At 46.5% G+C, this 17,652-nt stretch carries 14 protein-coding genes; 3 read left to right on the forward strand and 11 right to left on the reverse strand.

Annotation, left to right across the window (positions count from 1 at the left end; genetic code table 11):
• Position 1 precedes the first annotated feature (1 nt).
• Complete coding sequence (locus tag Q502_RS14585) at positions 2–412, reverse strand: alpha/beta fold hydrolase (protein ID WP_243392420.1); 411 nt, start codon at positions 410–412, stop codon at positions 2–4.
• Between the two features lie 360 nt (positions 413–772).
• On the opposite strand from Q502_RS14585, the gene Q502_RS05050 reads away from it, so the two are divergent.
• Positions 773–1,507, forward strand: coding sequence for a cytochrome c biogenesis CcdA family protein (locus tag Q502_RS05050; RefSeq protein ID WP_099830723.1), 735 nt, complete (start codon positions 773–775; stop codon positions 1,505–1,507).
• A 4-nt stretch (positions 1,508–1,511) separates the two neighbouring features.
• Positions 1,512–2,186: a thioredoxin fold domain-containing protein gene (locus Q502_RS05055; protein ID WP_099830724.1), complete on the forward strand. Its 675-nt coding sequence runs from the start codon at positions 1,512–1,514 to the stop codon at positions 2,184–2,186.
• Here Q502_RS05055 and Q502_RS05060 read toward each other — a convergent pair.
• The 10 genes from Q502_RS05060 to Q502_RS05105 all read right to left on the reverse strand — a co-directional run bounded on the left by Q502_RS05060 (position 2,170) and on the right by Q502_RS05105 (position 15,773).
• Complete coding sequence (locus Q502_RS05060) at positions 2,170–2,727, reverse strand: macro domain-containing protein (protein ID WP_099830725.1); 558 nt, start codon at positions 2,725–2,727, stop codon at positions 2,170–2,172. The genes Q502_RS05055 and Q502_RS05060 overlap by 17 nt on opposite strands.
• Positions 2,724–4,037, reverse strand: a complete 1,314-nt coding sequence (locus Q502_RS05065; protein WP_099830726.1) for a replication-associated recombination protein A — start codon at positions 4,035–4,037, stop codon at positions 2,724–2,726. The genes Q502_RS05060 and Q502_RS05065 overlap by 4 nt, the downstream gene beginning before the upstream one ends.
• Entirely contained in the window at positions 4,003–4,944 is a 942-nt protein-coding gene (locus Q502_RS05070) for an NAD-dependent epimerase/dehydratase family protein (RefSeq protein WP_099830727.1), read from the reverse strand. The genes Q502_RS05065 and Q502_RS05070 overlap by 35 nt, the downstream gene beginning before the upstream one ends.
• Before the next feature lie 9 nt (positions 4,945–4,953).
• Positions 4,954–5,571 carry a uracil-DNA glycosylase family protein gene (locus Q502_RS05075; RefSeq protein ID WP_099830775.1) on the reverse strand — a complete coding sequence of 206 codons (618 nt, stop codon included), beginning with the start codon at positions 5,569–5,571 and terminating at the stop codon, positions 4,954–4,956.
• 11 nt (positions 5,572–5,582) lie between these two features.
• Positions 5,583–9,935 carry an LptF/LptG family permease gene (locus Q502_RS05080; RefSeq protein WP_099830728.1) on the reverse strand — a complete coding sequence of 1,451 codons (4,353 nt, stop codon included), beginning with the start codon at positions 9,933–9,935 and terminating at the stop codon, positions 5,583–5,585.
• Positions 9,936–9,941: 6 nt separating this feature from the next.
• Positions 9,942–10,643, reverse strand: a complete 702-nt coding sequence (locus Q502_RS05085) for a phosphate uptake regulator PhoU (protein ID WP_099830729.1) — start codon at positions 10,641–10,643, stop codon at positions 9,942–9,944.
• Positions 10,633–11,451 carry an NAD(+)/NADH kinase gene (locus tag Q502_RS05090; RefSeq protein ID WP_243392422.1) on the reverse strand — a complete coding sequence of 273 codons (819 nt, stop codon included), beginning with the start codon at positions 11,449–11,451 and terminating at the stop codon, positions 10,633–10,635. The genes Q502_RS05085 and Q502_RS05090 overlap by 11 nt, the downstream gene beginning before the upstream one ends.
• Positions 11,452–11,594: 143 nt before the next feature.
• On the reverse strand, positions 11,595–12,644 hold the full coding sequence (ruvB, locus tag Q502_RS05095; RefSeq protein ID WP_099830731.1) for a Holliday junction branch migration DNA helicase RuvB: 1,050 nt from the start codon (positions 12,642–12,644) through the stop codon (positions 11,595–11,597).
• 8 nt (positions 12,645–12,652) lie between these two features.
• Positions 12,653–13,951 (reverse strand): asparagine--tRNA ligase, encoded by a 1,299-nt coding sequence (asnS, locus tag Q502_RS05100; RefSeq protein WP_099830732.1) that lies wholly within the window; start codon positions 13,949–13,951, stop codon positions 12,653–12,655.
• An 88-nt stretch (positions 13,952–14,039) separates the two neighbouring features.
• Positions 14,040–15,773: an S-layer homology domain-containing protein gene (locus tag Q502_RS05105; protein WP_243392431.1), complete on the reverse strand. Its 1,734-nt coding sequence runs from the start codon at positions 15,771–15,773 to the stop codon at positions 14,040–14,042.
• 78 nt (positions 15,774–15,851) lie between these two features.
• Here Q502_RS05105 and aspS point away from each other — a divergent pair, with 78 nt between their 5' ends.
• Positions 15,852–17,651 (forward strand): aspartate--tRNA ligase, encoded by a 1,800-nt coding sequence (aspS, locus tag Q502_RS05110; protein WP_180977952.1) that lies wholly within the window; start codon positions 15,852–15,854, stop codon positions 17,649–17,651.
• Position 17,652 lies beyond the last annotated feature (1 nt).

The following is a 17,652-nucleotide window of genomic DNA, read 5'->3' on the forward strand; positions in this document are numbered from 1 at the left end:
GTCACCTTGCGTCCTCCTCAAACCTCGAAATGCTCATCGCGGGTCCTGATAGAACCAGTCCCTTAACGCGATCAGGATGTTTCAAAGAGTACTCGCAGGCAAGGACCGTTCCGCAGGATTGGCCTAAAAGAAAAGGTTTAGGAAAGCCGAGATCGGCAACTAGACACTCGATTTCCTTCACAAACCTATCGATTCTCCAAAGAGTCCTTTCCTCAGGTCTATTGGATTCTCCACACCCCAGTTGATCATAGAAAACCACCGGTCGTTCGTCGGCCAGTAACTCGATTGTCTTCAGATAATTGTGTGGAACACCGGGACCGCCATGAATAGCAATCAGAGGAGTCTTTTCCTGATCCTTGCCTTTGACTTCATACCAGATCTTTCCGTCAGGTACGCTCAGTCTTCCCTCCATAAACTTCCTCCATTGATACGTGTTCCACCAAACTCAAAGAAACACGGCGATTTTCCAGAACAAACCTTTCCGAGCGCAGCGCCAAGCTACTCTTAATCGCTCTTGAATCAACGATGGCAAAGAGACAAAGTCTGAGTACTCTCTTCCTCAAGTAAAACATGGAAAGCGCATCATTGCCCGGAGAATCAAGAGTTGATAACAGAGATCCTAAGAATTCATTCGCAAAAAAACTTGCTCTTCAATGTAAAGCCTCATTCTCGGTGGCGGATGGTTGATGCCGCCCTTATGCTACACTTCTTCACAAAGAGTTCATTTGCATGGAAAACGAGAATAGTTTATAATATACCCGGGAGGGGTAATATGAATGAATTGACTTCTGTAGCAACCGGAACAATCGGCCTTTCACCATTGATTAGTCCCATTGTAACAACCAGCGTGACATACGGCAGCGCCTTCTTAGGGGGATTGCTTTCTTTTTTCTCTCCATGTATTCTTCCGCTTATTCCAGTCTTCTTTGGAGTTCTTATGGGTGGAGCAAATGATGCAAAGGCGCGCTTCATAAGAGGAGCGTTTTTTACACTGGGTATGTCTATCTTCTTCTTCATTCTTGGTATCGGTGCAACAGGTCTTGGCACGTTCATAAGGCAGAATGAAGTCCTGATGAATGTTATTTCTGGAAGCCTCTTCATTCTCTTTGGCTTCCTCTATCTCTTCGAGATAGGAATTAGGGGAGTAAACCTTAACGTTTGGAAGTTCGGAGGATCTGCTGTTAGTGGCTTTGTGCTCGGAGCCGTTCTCGGTCTGGTGTGGGTACCTTGTGCGGGACCGATTCTTGGTTCGATTCTTGTCTTGGCTGCAAACCAGTCTGCGATAGCGGAGGGTGGCATGATGCTTCTGGTTTATTCATTAGGTCTGAGTATCCCATTCCTTACCCTCAGTGGAGTTGTAGCGAAGCTTACCTCCAAGCTCTCGTTTAGTGGCGAGAGTAAGTGGAGAATGGTTATTAGGATATCGGTCTTCGTAGTGCTATTGGCTGCCGGACTTATTACGATGACAGGCAATCTGAATTTATTACAGTTCGTAACGGGAGGTTGATTTTATGAGAAAGATGCTGATTGTGATTGCTCTGATTCTACCTGTGATGATCTTATCTTATGTCGGAATGCTAGATGATTTTGACAAGACACTGCGACTGGCAGAGATCCAGGAGAAGGAAGCTATAGTAATGTTTTCAGATAACACCTGTGGGTATTGCGTGAGATTTATTAAGGAGACGCTTGCTGATGAGACTGTTGAGGAACTGCTTCGAGCAGGCTTCATTTTCTCTCAGATCTACAAGAGTAATCCCGGAACGGCTTCTTACATAGTTGGAGAAGAAGTCAGGGAGATGACCTATGGTGATCTATACGCCCACTTCCAAATACGGGGAACGCCTACTTTCTGGTTCTTCACAAGTGATGGTGGGTTATTGACTCAGCTGCCCGGCTATGTGCCTGCAAACGATTTCGTACCGATACTTCGTTATATTGGCAGCAAATCGTACGAAGGGATGACCATCGATGATTATCGAAGTAAGCCGTCAGATTACTTTGGAACGCCCAAGATAGTTAGGGTTAACGAAGAAGACTACAACTACGTGCTTGAAAACGACCCTATCGCTTCAGAGTATGCCGGTCAGGATGTTGACGTTTTCACTGTATGGCTGACGAAGGATGAGGAAACCGCTGAAAGTCTTCTCGAAGAAGGAGTTTACAGAGTTATCCTTCTGAACTGAAGTAGTCTAGAGCGATATTGAGGAACTCGTCGTAGGCCTTCTTGTCCATCAAGCACATCTTTATCAGTTTCAACGATGATGACTTGTTTGATAGATGATCTACAACCGCTTTCAGAAACTGATCTGCACAAATAGATACCGGAACTCCGAATATGCCCGTGGAGACTGCCGGAGTGGCGAGCGTAACAGCTCCCATTTCGGCAGCCTTGTTAAGAACATTAGTGAACGAATTGTAGAGTTTGTTTTCCAAGTCAAGTTCTCCATACTGTGGACCAAAGACGTGTATAATATTCTTTGCTAGCAGGTTGCCGGCTCCGGTTACGGCTACTTCGGAGATCCCTAAAGGTCCATTCTGCCTAACATATGCGTCACTTTCAAGCTGAATCTCCTTTCCGCCTGCTCTCACCAAAGCTCCTGCCACTCCACCTCCGTGCCTCATGTAGCCATTGGCTGCATTGACAATAACGTCAACTTCCTGTTGGGTTATGTCGGAGATTTCGAGCTGAATGATCTTTTCATCCTCTAGAATGAAGCTTTTCATTTTTCGTCCGGGTAGAGCTTCATACCCTTCCATAGTGACCTAAGTCTCTCAAGAACGTATCGTTCCTTTCCGTTAGTTCCGGGAACATAGAAGACTTCCTCCTTTATGGATTCTGGGAGATAATACTCACGTGAAAACCCTCCAGTTGTGTGTGGATAGTTGTATCCCTTACCATATCCCAGTTCTTTCATCATCTTCGTCACGGCATTGCGCAGCTTAAGAGGTACGTCCAGATTAGGTGTAGCCTTGACCATCTCCCTTGCCTTCATCATGGCGCTGCAGGTTCTATTGCTCTTGGTCGCGACTGCGAGATAGATTGCGGCCTCGGAGAGATTCAGAACGCACTCAGGGAGTCCTACATTGCTGACGGCCTGAAAGGTGGCATTGGCAATAACGAGCGCCATGGGATCGGAGAGGCCGATATCTTCCGAAGAAAAGATTACCATTCTCCTGGCAATAAACTTCGGGTCTTCACCTCCCTCTAGCATTCGCAGCATATAGTAAAGAGCTGCGTCTGGATCGCTTCCTCTCATGCTCTTAATGAAAGCGGAGATCAGATCGTAATGTTCCTCGCCCTTCTTGGTATACCTTCCCGAAGGAAGTACAGAAAGCTCGTTCATAACCTGAAGATCAAGAGAGGTTCTGTCAAGAGCCGCAGCGCTCTCCACAAGAGTATCGAGAAGGTTCAAAGCAATCCGGGCATCTCCACCGCTGCTCTGAGAAATCACTTCGATTACTTCATCGCAGACGGTCACTCCCGAACTCTTGAGAACCCTGTCCTTCTCAAGGGCCTTCTTCAGAAGATTGTCAATATCGCTTTCGTTGAGACCCTTGAGAATTACGAGACGACAGCGGGAGAGAAGCGCAGGATTGACTTCGAAACTGGGATTCTCCGTTGTCGCCCCGATCAGTATTATCAAGCCCTTTTCCGTAACAGGAAGAAATACGTCCTGCTGGCTCTTATTCAATCTGTGGATCTCATCCACGAAGAGCACAAGTTGCTGACCTACTTTCTTCAGTCTCTCGGCGTGCTCAAAGTGCTTCTTGAGATCAGCCGTTCCTTGGAGACTCGCGCTAAAGAACTCGAAGTGATATCGGTTTCCCAGCTTTGATCTGATGATTTCTCCGATAGTTGTCTTTCCGGTTCCAGGTGGGCCGTAAAGTATCATTGAAAAGAGTTTGCCGCTCTCGACGGCACCTCGAATTATTCCCTTCTTTCCTGTAAGATGTTCCTGTCCTACTACATCGTCGAACTCTCGCGGTCGTAATCTCTCACTAAGAGGAGACCAGTTCATTTCTGAAATACTCAATTGTACTCTCAAGCCCCTTTTCAAGCTTCACTTCAGGCTCCCATCCTAGTAGGTTTCTAGCCTTATTCGCATCTAGAATCGATTTCTTCAGGTCGCCCGGACGCGGTTCTTTGTGAATGGCTTCTCTTGCATAGCCAGTGATTCTCTTCATTTGTGTGAATAGCTCGTTGACTGAGGTTCCCTTTCCGGTTCCTATGTTCATTATGCAATCTTCACTTTTTTCGAGTGCCAGAAGATTCGCCTTTGCAACATCAGAGACGAAAACGTAGTCCCTTACACATTCTCCGTTACCGAAAATGACGACCTCCTGATTTCGGAGCATTCTCTCGGAGAAAATCGCGACGACTCCAGCTTCTCCGTATGGGTCCTGCCTGGGCCCATAAACATTCGCGTATCTCAGAGCCACATAATTCATGCCAAGCTCATTGGAGAAGAACCTCAGATAGTTCTCGGTTGAGAACTTCGCAATGCCATATGGAGAAAGCGGTTTCGGAAGCTCTTCCTCATCTGTAGGTATCTTCTTGACCTCATCACCATAGATCGCTCCTCCCGTCGATGAGAAGACGACTTTCTTGACTCCGTATTTTGCAGCGATCTTCAGAAGTCGCAGGGTTCCTATTATGTTGATCATCGCGTCTTCTTCGGGTTCTCTTACCGATCTAGAAACGCTTATTTGGGCTGCCAGATGGAAGAGAGCGACAGGTCTGTGAAGCATGAAGACCTTTTCCATCATCTCTTGGTCTGTGATGTCTTGCTCATAGAACAGTGCTCTTGGATCCAGGTTCTCAATCTTCCCACTCGAAAGATTGTCAACAACGATTGGAATCTTACCGGCGGCTATAAGCTCATCCACAACATGTGAACCTATGAATCCCGCTCCTCCTGTCACCAAATAGTTTTCGGCCATGCTTTCCTCCTATATGTCAATTTCCTCTCCAGCCAGTAGTTGATCGTACATCTTTCTGACTTTCTGGATATCCTCCCAAGTAAGACTCTTTGGTGAACCTGGGGCTCTTGATGCGTTTCTAAGCAGATAACTTGGATGGAACATGACGAATACTTTTATACCTCCAATCCAATCGAAGAGCTGCCCCCTCACCTTCGTTATCTGGAGTCCATCTCTTTCAACGAAATACGAAAGTGCAGTGGCGCCCAGAGCAACAATCAATTTAGGTTTTATTATAGCCAGTTGTGAGAGAAGATATGGGGAGCAAGCTCTCTGTTCTTCTGCAGACGGAACTCTATTCTTTGGGGGTCTGCACTTAACGATATTTGTGATGAAGACGTCCTGCCTTGAAAGCTTCACTGAGTCCAGTATTTTAGTGAGAAGCTCGCCTGCCTTGCCCACGAATGGTCTACCAGAAGCATCTTCATCGGCACCTGGCCCTTCACCGACAAATACAACGGGTGTCTCGATTGAGCCTTCACCGGGTACTGTGTTTGTCCTCGAAGAGCTAAGCGGGCAAAGAGAGCAATCACTTATACTTGAATTGAGCTCCAGAAGCAATTCCTTTCTTTTGACGTAATCGGTCAACAATTCTCACCTCAGAATCTGAACCTGAAGTATGGATCACCCTTGTGAAGTCCAATCACAAGATACCTATCCTTCAGTTCCTTTATATAGAATTTTAGTGCAATTGTCTCAAGGGAGTCCTGGAACGTGTTGATTTCGCTCCCGAAGCCCAACCTCAATACAAGCTCCAGAGCCATACAGTGCAGATCGAAGTACATCGGTGAAATCTTCGTTATCGATTCATCCCAGAGTGAGACATCTCCTGCATAGGTTCCAATCTCTACGAAGCTCCTCTTACCGCTTCCGTCTATTCCCAGAGAGAGCCTGTTGAGAACTCCTGGAGTATCAGAGAGCGTGCCCATAGGGAAGAAAAGCTCGTTGATGTGCATAGTGAAGTAGTAATCCTCTGCTTTACGGAGCTCCATCGAGAGTCCAAACTCCTCGAATTTCGCCGTTCTTCCCCCAAGGATAGTCTTGTTATCGAGTTTGACATTGGAGACTCCAAACGAGTATGCTGAATACCCTGTTTCAGACGCTGTAGAGGTCGCGATAAAATACTCGCTGACCGAGAAAGTTGAAATAGTCAGCCTTGTTGACTGCCATATCAGGAATCTAGCCTGAGACTCTGATTTAGTGAAATACTTTTCGGGATACTTGTACTTTGAATCGAACTTCGTGAAATCCGTCGTGAAGTCCAGTGAAGCTGCCCTCCAGGAGACTTCTCCCACCGAGAGGTCATTCACCTCAAACTTCAATCTGTCGTACATCTTTCTTGAGCCTGAGAGATAAGGATATCTGAACTTCACTCCAAATGAGGCGAAATCTTTGATCTTGATAGAGGAACCAAAGACCAGATCCTTCAGCATTCTTTCATCTTCAGCAACATTTGGCGAGGCATCGAAAGTCCAGTCGAGAGTGAATTCAAGTTTTGTTTCGGTAGCGATTTCGAGGGTCAATCTCTCCTTGTTGACGAAGTCGTCAAACATGTCTTCACTCTGCCAGAATACTTTGCTCTCGGTCTTATGTGAGAAGACCTTCGAATCGAAAGTGAAGGAGTAGGCAGTCTCTGAGGCTTTGGAAGTAACAGGCATGAAAATTGTTTCTGTCTTCTGACCGAACTTCAGACCCCAGAACTCAACTTCTCCTTCGGTCTTAAGAAGGCCCTTTCCCAGCCAATTCATTTCGGTAGGACTGGCCACCAGTTCTTCATAGTCCAATTCAAGAACATAATCGGCCTTGAGGACCTCCGTCTCAATTCCAGTCAGCAGCTTTCCCGGGTGGTCGAGGCGCCATTCCTCTTTCAGGAAGTCATAGGTTAGCACTGGATTGTACTGCACACTGACGTAGTACCAGTCAAATGGTCTATAGGTAAGCTCGTTCTTGAGCGTTACAGGTATCTCGTTCTTAGTGAGTTTCCATCCTTCATCTGAATCATAGTAGAAGCCCACTTCATACGCGGGCTCCAGGACCACTCCAACCGAAAGCGGTCCCCATTCACCTTTGTACAGTTCAATGTCTTTGTATACACGTAACTTCTTCCCTTCAAACTTGAAAGAGCCGTCGTATCGCGATTCAAAATAGAACTTCAGTTCAAGAGAGATGAAGCCATCATATACAATGTCAAAGGGATCTATCCAGAACAATCTATCCTTATTCTTTTCATGAATAGAATTGTAGTCCAGGGCGTATCTTCCGTTGATTTTCAATTTACCGTCTTCTGATGCAAAGGTCAGATAGTTGCGGCCGATACCCTTGTTATCTGCCGGCATAGTAATGTTAAGCTCAGTAGTAGAAGCGTCGAAAGTGCTCTTCACGTCGCCGCCGATCTTTAGATTCCCAGCAGCGAAGAGATACTTATTTACCTCAAGCACGAAATCTTCCATATTGGAGGGACTGAAAAGTTCTGTAAGAGTAGCGGCGTTTGATGCTAGTTTGAAATTCAAAGACTGAACGGAAAAATCTGCACCGAACAGCGCTCCCTCAGTCTTGACTGCGGAAGCGTTGGCTCTCAGAGAATACAGGATATTCTTGTTTATGTATCGCTGGCCGAAAAGACCGCTGACTCTGAACTCCGAGGTACTGAGCTTAAAGAAACCAGCATCGATAATCTCATCCGAAGGAATCGTTAGATTCTGAACGTTGACCATCCAGAGATTCTTATCGTCATATCTTGCGAAAGCTCCGATAACATCTAGCTTCAACTCCCAATCTTCGGGGGAGAGTATTTGAACATAAGCGAGCTGCATTTCGGTCGCGCCCATCGTCTCTTTCACGGCGAAAGGATCAAGCTGAGTTACTTTGTTCTTGACAATGCTTTCTCCCAAGTTAATGCCTGTGAAGGGGGTCTGAAGTTCCTTTAACGGAGGCCCGCTAATGTATAGAGCGCCTCCCTGCATTCTTATTTGATCAAAAGAAGGTTTTAGCAAGACATAAGCGCCGTAGCTTGTCTCTTTCTGCTGGCCGAATTGACCGAAGAATTCTATTTCACCTATAGGTGTATAGAGTACAGACTTTGCTGTGAAGGCGTCTTCGGTAGACATCCAATCTCTGTACCACGTTCCTTGAAGAAGAAGCCAGTCGACTTCCAGGTAACGAACGGTTATCCGTGTCTGAGCATCTGCAATTCCGCTAAGATCGACATCGAAGGGACGTCTGTCCGGGTCGTCTAGCGGGAAGTAGTAGTACGGCAGATAGAATACCGGGATATTGCCGATGTACAGCAGCATGTTCTGCACCGACATCCCCTTTCCAGGCGTCACAACTGCCGATGAGACCCTGAATCTGTAATGGGGGTGAGATTTATCGCAAGTGGTTATGTAGCCGTCCGTTATGTTCAGGGTAGGTGATGCTTCCATAGTCGATTGAACATAATCGCCGTAAACATAGAACGGGACTTTCGAAGCTGTCTTGGATGTATCGCCTCTGGACGCTGGCACTTCAATCTCAGTGCGCGAGAACACCTGCATACTTTCGACTCTCTCGTTCGTTAGATCAAGAATCAATCTATCTGAGACTATAGTTGTCTCGTCACTTACCATCTTCACGTTACCCCAGAATGAGATCGATTCCGGTGTGGAGTCGATATTCAGTATAGAGGCATTCGACGCATCTATAGTTGCCGTCATAGTCTCACTGAAGTACTCTACTCTCACGCCGTCTCCAATGAGTATCTCTCTGCCGTCTTTCGTTCCAGCGATCGTTCCCCCCACGATCCTCACATTTGATCCTTCGAGTAAGCCTGGAACAAGCAGGATTATAACAATGGCGGAACCCTTCAGGATTCTCGTGAAGAATTCCGAAAGCCGGTAACTGGCTTTCGTATCTATGAGCGAGTAGATTACGACACCAAGGATAGAAAAGACGATATTCGGAATCCACGGGGCAAGAGAGGGGTTAATCAGATTCTCCTTCCCCATACCGCTAAGCCATGCACCCGATCCTTGATATATGACAACGAGCAAGAAGGTCAGAATAACCGACCAAGACTTCGATTGAAGATTGAACATAAGCGAAACCGGAACACCGAGCAAGACAATAACGAGAGGAGCGATCGACATCGAATACTTTTCCTGCAGAGCGACTTCGAGCGAAGAAGTATTTATGCCGGTGTTCTTGAACGCCTTTATGTCTTCTCTCAGCTCGGCACTAGTTTTCTCCTTCGGAGATTTGAAGCTCGCCAGGTATCGTTCAATGTCGTCATCAATTTCAAATTCTGCAGTACCGAAATGCATCTCAACTCCCAGAAAGCCTGACTCATCTGTCTGGTAAATCTTGGCATCACTCAATATCCATTTATTTGGAACAATGATGGCACTCTCAGCAGTCGTCAACGTAACCTGACCTCTGTAGACCTCATAAATCGAGACATTCTTAAGCTCTTTTGTTTTCTGATCTATTCTTCTTACGTATATCATTCTCCCCTGACCGTCCTGCATGAAAACATTTTCTCTCAGCGTGACTTCAGGTTGTCTGTAAACAAATCTTGCCATTGCCTCACTTGCCTTTGTTGAGGCCGTGGGGACAAGATAGTCGTTAAGCAGATAAGCAAAGCCGCTGAAAAGAACCCCAATAAGCAGGAAGGGAATTACGAGCCGTTTGAGAGATATTCCGTGCGTCTGCAGGGCAATCAGTTCGTTGTCCGATCTCATTCTCGAGAGTACCCAGAAGATAGCCAGGAGTATTCCCACCGGTATTCCAAGAACAATGAACTCGGGAAGATTGTAATAAATGAGCAAGAAGAGCTTATCTATGCCCACCTTGTATCTTATTATCATGTCAGACAAGTAGTAGAGTAACTCTAAGCTCACGAAAATTATGAACCCAACCAGACCAATAAAAATCGAACCTAATGCTTGAGCTCCTATGTACTTTATAAGAGTCTTCAAGAAGAATCACCCCTTGTTGTTCTGGGCATTGAAATCAATGGGTTGGAAACCGTCATTAACACATCTATAGTATTTGCCGGTTTCAATATACACTGCTGCTTCCATAAGTTCAGTCGAATGATCTGCTATCTCTTCCAGAGCTCCGAAAACCATCATTAAGTCTAGTGCTCTGCTGATTATTGATGGCGATTCTTCGCAGTAGCGAACGAGATCGGTCTTTACCTCTTCCTGAATTCGATCAACGAAATCGTCATTCTTACACAATCTTACAGCTTCAGAAAGAGAGGGGTCAACCAAATTGTCTATTGCGCCTTTTGTCATTACGGAGACAGATTCGAACATCGTCTTCAGTTTTTCATGATAGCCTATCGGCGGACGCTTTGAAAGTGACAATCCCCTCTCACATATAAACACACACTTGTCGCCTATACTTTCAAGAGTGCTGACGATATTCATCGAGAGAGTCAAGAGTCTTAATTCTTTTCCTGTTGGCGTCAGTATTCCGGTTAGGCCGATTATCATTGCTTGTAGTTCCACCTGATGATAATCTATCACAGAGTCGGAATAAATCACATCTCTTGCCTGGTGTTCATTTCTCTCTAGAACAGCAACAGATGTCTTGTTAAATATGCTCTGGACATATCGCGCCATTCTGAGAATCTCAATTCTCAGGTTTCCTATTCTTTCGAGACCAACTTTAGATATCATCTTTCAGTCGACCTCCAAAGGCCAGCTTCTTCTTGAGAAGAGCAACAAAATCGAAGCTTCCTTCTCTGAGGAGAGACACTATCTTTTCTGAAAGACCGACGTTGATCTTGTCTCCCGTCCTGATATTCGAAACAAATGTTCCGTCAACGTAGACCTCAATAGGATAGCCCTTGTCTTGCCTCACTTCCATTAGAACTCTTCTCGAAGCGGCGAGAACGACCGATCCGACGAAGGGGTTATGAGGACATATGGGAGTAACCTGAAAGCAGCCGGCATCTGGATCTACCAGAGCACCCCCGGCGGCCATCGAGTATGCAGTTGAACCAGTGTTTGTCGCGAAGACAATACCGTCACCAACAACGGGATAACTGCTCTGCCCACACACATTCACACTGAAAGAAACGGTCCTGCTTGGTGAAGAACGTTCTACAACGCAGTCGTTAAGAGCATATCTGATAGAGTCTCCGATTTCTATCTCCATTACATGTCTTGTGACGCTCTCAAGTTTTCCGAGGAGAAGTAGATCAAGTGCAGTGTGGAGCATACTGAGTTCAAAGGCTGCGAGAAAGCCTACACTACCAACTCTGAAGCTCATTATCGGCAGATCGTTCATTACTGCCAGAGGCACTGCCTTGAGAACAGTCCCGTCGCCACCGAAGGTAAGAATTACTTCTGTTCTTGCCGGTAAGCACGAAGTACCATCCTCACAAAACGAAGTAGCGATTCCGTGAGATTCAATTTCCCTTGAAAGCCAGTTCAGTGTTTCAGAGGAGATTCTCGTTCTGTTATAGAACACCGCTGCCTTCACAACTCTCACCCCACAACAAAGAAAAACGACTACCAGATTCGTAAAACGACTACAAAGAATACATTGAATTGGAAAACTGTGATCAGCCCGAAGAGAAATCTAAATCAGCACAACAGATTGAGCGATCAAGCCCGAATGTCATATTAGTCTTCATCCCCTTCTCTCTGATCAATGTAGTTCCAAAGAGGTGAATTACGTGATTCAAATGGGAATCCCAAATGGCGATAAGCCTTTTCCGTAACCATTCTTCCTCGGTTTGTCCTTACCAGGAAGCCGTTCTGCAGCAAGAACGGCTCGTAGACTTCGCTGATTGTCTCCGGTTCTATCCCGATTGATGCCGCGATTGCCTTGACGCCCGCAGGCCCACCATTATAACTCTCAATCAAGACAGATAAGAGGCGCTTGTCCATCGAATCTAGTCCCTCCTCGTCAATAGAAAGGAGCGTCATTGCCGACTGAACAGTATCAACTGTAATCTCCTTTCCCCCTTCAACTGTGGAGATATCCCTGACTCTTCTCAGGAGCCTGTTTGCAATTCTAGGCGTTCCACGCGACCTTCGGGCAAGAAGGATTGCCGCGTCTTCTCTTATCGATGTTCCGAGAAGCGCTGCCGATCTAATAATGATCTGTTTCAGATCCTTATCGGGATAGAACTCCATCTCTAGAATCATTCCAAATCTGTTTCTCAAAGGCGCACCTATGAAACCACTGCGCGTCGTAGCTCCGACAAGGGTGAACGGGTTCAGATCAAGACGAATCGATCGGGCACTGGGACCCTTGCCGATCATAATATCTAGCTGGAAATCCTCCATAGCAGAGTAAAGAATCTCTTCAACGGTTCTATTCAGCCGGTGAATCTCGTCTATGAAAAGAACATCGTTCCGCTCCAGCCCGGTCAAGATAGCGGCCAAATCGCCCTGTTTCTCAATAACCGGTCCAGATGTGACATAGATCTCCGAGCCCAGCTCGTTCGCAATGATATGTGCGAGGGTGGTCTTGCCCAAACCCGGAGGGCCTGCAAGCAGAACATGGTCAAGGGCCTCTTGACGTACCTTGGCTGCTTCAATTGCTATGCTAAGTCTTCGCCTGATTTTCGATTGGCCGATATACTCCCCAAGGTTTTTCGGCCTGAGGCTCTTTATTGAACTATCCTCTTGGACCTTACCTGGAGTAAGAAAACGTTCTTCTTCCATAGTGCCTCCTACGGATGAATTCTGTAAAGGGTTCTGGCGAAGGGTATCGCTTCTCTGATGTGCTCAAGTCCTGCTATCCAGGCAACGATACGCTCTATACCCATCCCAAAACCGCTGTGAGGGACCGTTCCATAATCGCGCAAATCAAGATACCAGTCATAAGAAGAAACGTCTAGACCATACTCGTTAATCCTCTCAATAAGCAAGTCTCGGTCATATATTCTCTCAGATGCCCCAATTATCTCTCCATAGCCCTCAGGAGCGAGCATGTCATCGCAGAGTACTACTTCAGGTCTCTCTGGATCAGGCTGCATGTAGAAGGCCTTCATCATTCTCGGATAACGCTCCACAACGATCGGCTTGTCGAATTCATTTGCAATCGCCGTTTCTTCATCACCCCCAATATCGTCGCCCCAATTAATCTCGAATCCCTTGTTTTGTAGAAGTCTCACTGCTTCGTCATAAGTTATTCTTGGGAATGGAGTCTCGATCTTCTCCAGTTTCGATGTATCTCTTCCGATTGATTTAAGATCTTCTCCGGCGCGTTCCAGAGTGCTCTTCACTACATAAGTTACTAGCTCTTCCTGCAGCTTAATATTGTCATCGTGACCATAATAGGCGACTTCAGCTTCGTTCATCCAGAACTCAATAAGGTGTCTGCGGGTCTTCGATTTCTCCGCCCTGAAAGTGGGGCCAAGGTTGTAGACCTTTCCGAGAGCCATGGCTGCTGCTTCAAGATAAAGTTGCCCCGTCTGAGCGAGGTAAGCCTTCCCGTAATCGAAGTAGTCTATCTCGAATGTATTGCCTGCGCTCTCGCCAATCGAGCCGGTGAAGATAGGCGTATCGATAAGCACAAAACCTCGATCGTTATAGAACTCCCTTACGGCACGGATTATCTCGTGACGAATCTTCAGCACATGGGTCTGACGCTGAGTTCTTAGCCACAGATGCCTGTTGTCCATCAGAAAATCGATTGAATGATCCGGTTTGTTTATCGGGAAGTCTTTCTCGGGAATCTGGATTATCTGAAGATCCTCCACGAAAAGTTCGACTCCGCCTGGAGCTCTTTCTTCTGCCTTCACAAGTCCCGAAACAATCACGCTTGACTCCATCTTAAGTGAAGCCGCTACCTGGAATACGCTTTCTGGGACGCTTGACTTCTCGACGATGCCCTGAATGAAGCCCGAGCCGTCCCTCAAGAAGAGGAACTGAATCTTCCCGCTCGATCTCCTTCTTCTAAGCCAGCCCCTTATCTGTACGTGTTCGTTTATATGTTTACTAAGTGAAGAAATCTCTGCGACTCTCATCAAGCACCTCCAGCAACAACTCGTCAGCTTCAATTATAGCAAAAACCCGGGGCTAAACCCCGGGTCAATCATTACGATAGCTCTTCTACTATATTATGCCTGAGGCAATAAGAACCCAGATGGATATTCCTAGAGCTGCCAGAGAACTCACAGTAGAAAGAATCAACCAAGGAGAAGTCTTCTTCTGAAGAGCCTCTACATCCTGCTTTGTGGCTGCATCAATCGTTGCGCTGTTGATTTCGGCTACTCTCTCAGAGAGGTTTACGATTACTGGCTGGGTCTCCAGATCGCTTATTTTTACATATCTCTCGAGGTTCACCACAGTTGCATTCAGTCTTGATTCCAATGAGTCTGTTCTGGTCTTGAGAGCCTTGATTTCGCTCTCATTCTTTCCAAGCTGAGTATTGATAGTATCCATGCTGAGAGAAATCTTTGACAGGTTTGCATCTACCGAGACGTTCAGCATATCCATTGCTTCATTCATCCTAGCCTCTAGTTCAGCAACACTCGCCTGACTTGCAGCGAAGTTCTTGGACTGTTGATCGGTAAGGGCGTTGAACTTCGTATTCAGTGCATTCAAGTCGCTTCTCAGAGAGGATACTGTGCTGACAGAAGACTTCAGTCCAGCCAGTTCATTCTCGTGAATAGTGACGATTTCATTTATCGCGTTTATGCTTCTCTGAAGATTGCCGATATCGCCTTTGATGATTCCGGTTTCCGAAGTGAAGTCCTTTCTCAAAGTCTCGATATCCTTGGTAAGCAATTCGTTCGAATTCTTTACCTTGGCAAGCTCGTCAACACCTGCGTAGAGATTCAAATTCGCCTTTAGGTCGGTCTTCGTCACATAGTTCTGCAAATCACCGATCTTCGCGTAGTCAGAGGAAATCGCATTGATTCTCGCAGAAAGCTCATCGAGTTTGCTTACAGCATCGGCGGGAAGCCTCACATTTGCGATCTGATTCTCAAGCGAAGAAATCTTGTTCTGAAGATCCCTAACAGTCGCCACATTTGCAGTCACTGTCGCCATTGATTCTTTTAGAGATGCGATCTCAATAGCGTTTGCAGAAGCTCTGTTTGTAATCGTACTGAGCTTCGCATCGTAGTCGCTTAGTGAAGACGAGAGAGATCGAACAGCAGAGTCTAGAGTGGATATAGATCTTTCGTTTGAAGAAAGCGAACTCTGGATTGTGCTGATGTTTCCGCTAAGAGTATCAACTCTTCTCACAGCATCGTTGACTCTCGATTCCATGACGGCAAGATTTGACATGGAGTTCTGAACGTTTTGAACGTCAACGGCCAGAGTATCGAGCTTCTTCGTAGTCAGAGAAAGGTCCTCGACGAACTTCATGATCTGCTGCCTCAAGGATTCAACGGTGCTCTGAGATACGCTCCCGTTGGTGGAGATTCCAAGAGAAGTGATTCTGTTCTCCAAAGCAGTGATCCGTAACTGAAGATCCATGGTATCGATTAGCCTTCCGCTAGAATCGGTAAGGGCAAGCTCGAGAGCTTCAAGACGGGACATGATAGTTCCATCGACAGTACCTGACTGCTGAACAGTGCCATGCTTTGCGAAATTCAGCTCAACATAATCGAGTGTCTTCTTCAGCATTACCGCTGTCTGATATCTTGTGAGTGGATCGTTTCCATTGAAGTAAGTCCTGCCATCGGCTTGAACAATACCTGTCAGAATGCCTAGGTCAGAAAGTCTCATCACCGCATCGTATGCCCAGTGATTTGAACTGACGTCTACATAATTGACGGCAGCGAAAGCTGAAGTGAATGCCAGACCGAAAATAAGCAGTGAGGCAAGTAAAAGTTTCATTTTCAATTTCTACACCTCCCCGAAGGAAATATTCTAAATGATTCTACCACAAATCGAGATTCCATCCTAGAAAGTGGCATGGTAATATTAACTCTGTGGGAGGTGTTGGTGTTGAAGAAAAGGACGCACACCTGTGGCGAATTGACGGCATCCGACACGGGAAAAGCAGTAACACTCAACGGCTGGGTCGATCGTATCAGGGATCTTGGGGGTATCAAGTTCGTTCAAGTTAGGGACAGGTATGGCTTGACGCAAGTTGTCTTCGATCCTCAGAATGTTAACCTCTATAGCCAGGCCTTAAAGCTGGGAAACGAGTTCTGCATTTCGGTAACTGGATCTGTGAGAAAGAGGCCTGAGGATGCTGTAAATAAGAAGCTCCCCACAGGAGAAATCGAAGTGTTTGCCTCCGAATTGGAACTCTTTTCAGATGCAGAAGTACCGCCTATTTATATAAACATAGACGAAGAGTCCTCAGAAGAGATGCATCTCAGGTATAGATACCTCGATCTAAGACGCCCGAAGATGCAGCGCAATGTATTGACCAGGCATCGTTTTGTGCAGGCGGCAAGGGAGTATCTAAACAGAAATGGATTTGTGGATGTGGAGACTCCTATTCTCGGGAAATCTACGCCTGAGGGGGCCAGGGACTTTCTCGTACCCTCGCGGTTGAAACCCGGGAAGTTCTACGCTTTGCCCCAGTCTCCTCAAATCTTCAAGCAGTTGCTGATGGTTTCTGGTTTCGACAGGTACTACCAGATCGCAAAGTGCTTCAGAGACGAAGACTTTCGGGCCGACAGGCAACCTGAGTTCACGCAGATAGACGTTGAGATGTCTTTTGCAGATGAAGAGGATGTCTTCTCTATGGCCGAGGGTTTGATGAAGCATGCATTTGCAGAGGCTGTCTCGGCAGATATTCCGACTCCATTCCGGAGATTCACCTATCAAGAGGTTGTCGACCTGTATGGCAGCGATAAGCCAGACACCAGATATGGGATGGAGATAAGAGACATCACGGAGGTTTTTGCTGGAACTGAGTTCAGAGTCATAAATGAAGCGATAAATAGAGGCGAACGTGTAAAGGGATTGCTTGTCAAAGGTAAGGCAGACCATTTCTCGAGGAAGAAACTGGACGAGTATACCGCCTTGGCAAGAGATAGTTCCCTGGGGGGTCTGATGTGGGCAAAGGTAGAGGGTGACGGTTTGAAATCCTCTATCCTGAAGCATTGTCCCGATGAACTCGAGAAAGTGATTTCCTTCTTCAAAGCGGAAAGAGGAGATCTAGTGCTCTTCTCTATTGGCGAGAGTCTTGCACTTTCCAAAGCTCTTGGGCAGATAAGAGGAAAGGTTATTAAGGAAGAGGAGTTTTCGGTAGAGGGGTTTGACTTCCTCTGGGTTACTGATTTTCCGATGTTCTCCTACAACTCGGAGGAAGGACGGATTGAGGCCGAACACCACCCCTTTACTATGCCTGATTTAGAAGACCTCGAAAAGTACGCCGAAACCGATCCGCTAAGAGTTAGATCCAAGGCTTATGATCTGGTTCTCAACGGATACGAAGTTGCCAGTGGATCTGTGAGAATACACAGAAGAGACATTCAGAGCAGGGTCTTCGATCTCATAGGTCTTTCGCGTGAAGAGGCGGAGGAGAAGTTCGGCTACCTGCTTGATGCCTTCAAGTACGGTCCGCCTCCGCATGCGGGAATCGCACCTGGACTAGACAGAATAGTTGCTATAATCGTCGGAGCTCAATCTATAAGAGAGGTTATTGCCTTTCCGAAGGTAGCTAGCGGTGCCGATTTAATGACATCTGCTCCATCCGAGGTGTCCCGCAATCAACTGGATCTTCTGAAGCTTCAGGTAAGGGACGCGGGGGACTAGA

The sequence above is a fragment of the Mesotoga sp. Brook.08.YT.4.2.5.2. genome (assembly GCF_003351125.1).
GTDB lineage: Bacteria > Thermotogota > Thermotogae > Petrotogales > Kosmotogaceae > Mesotoga.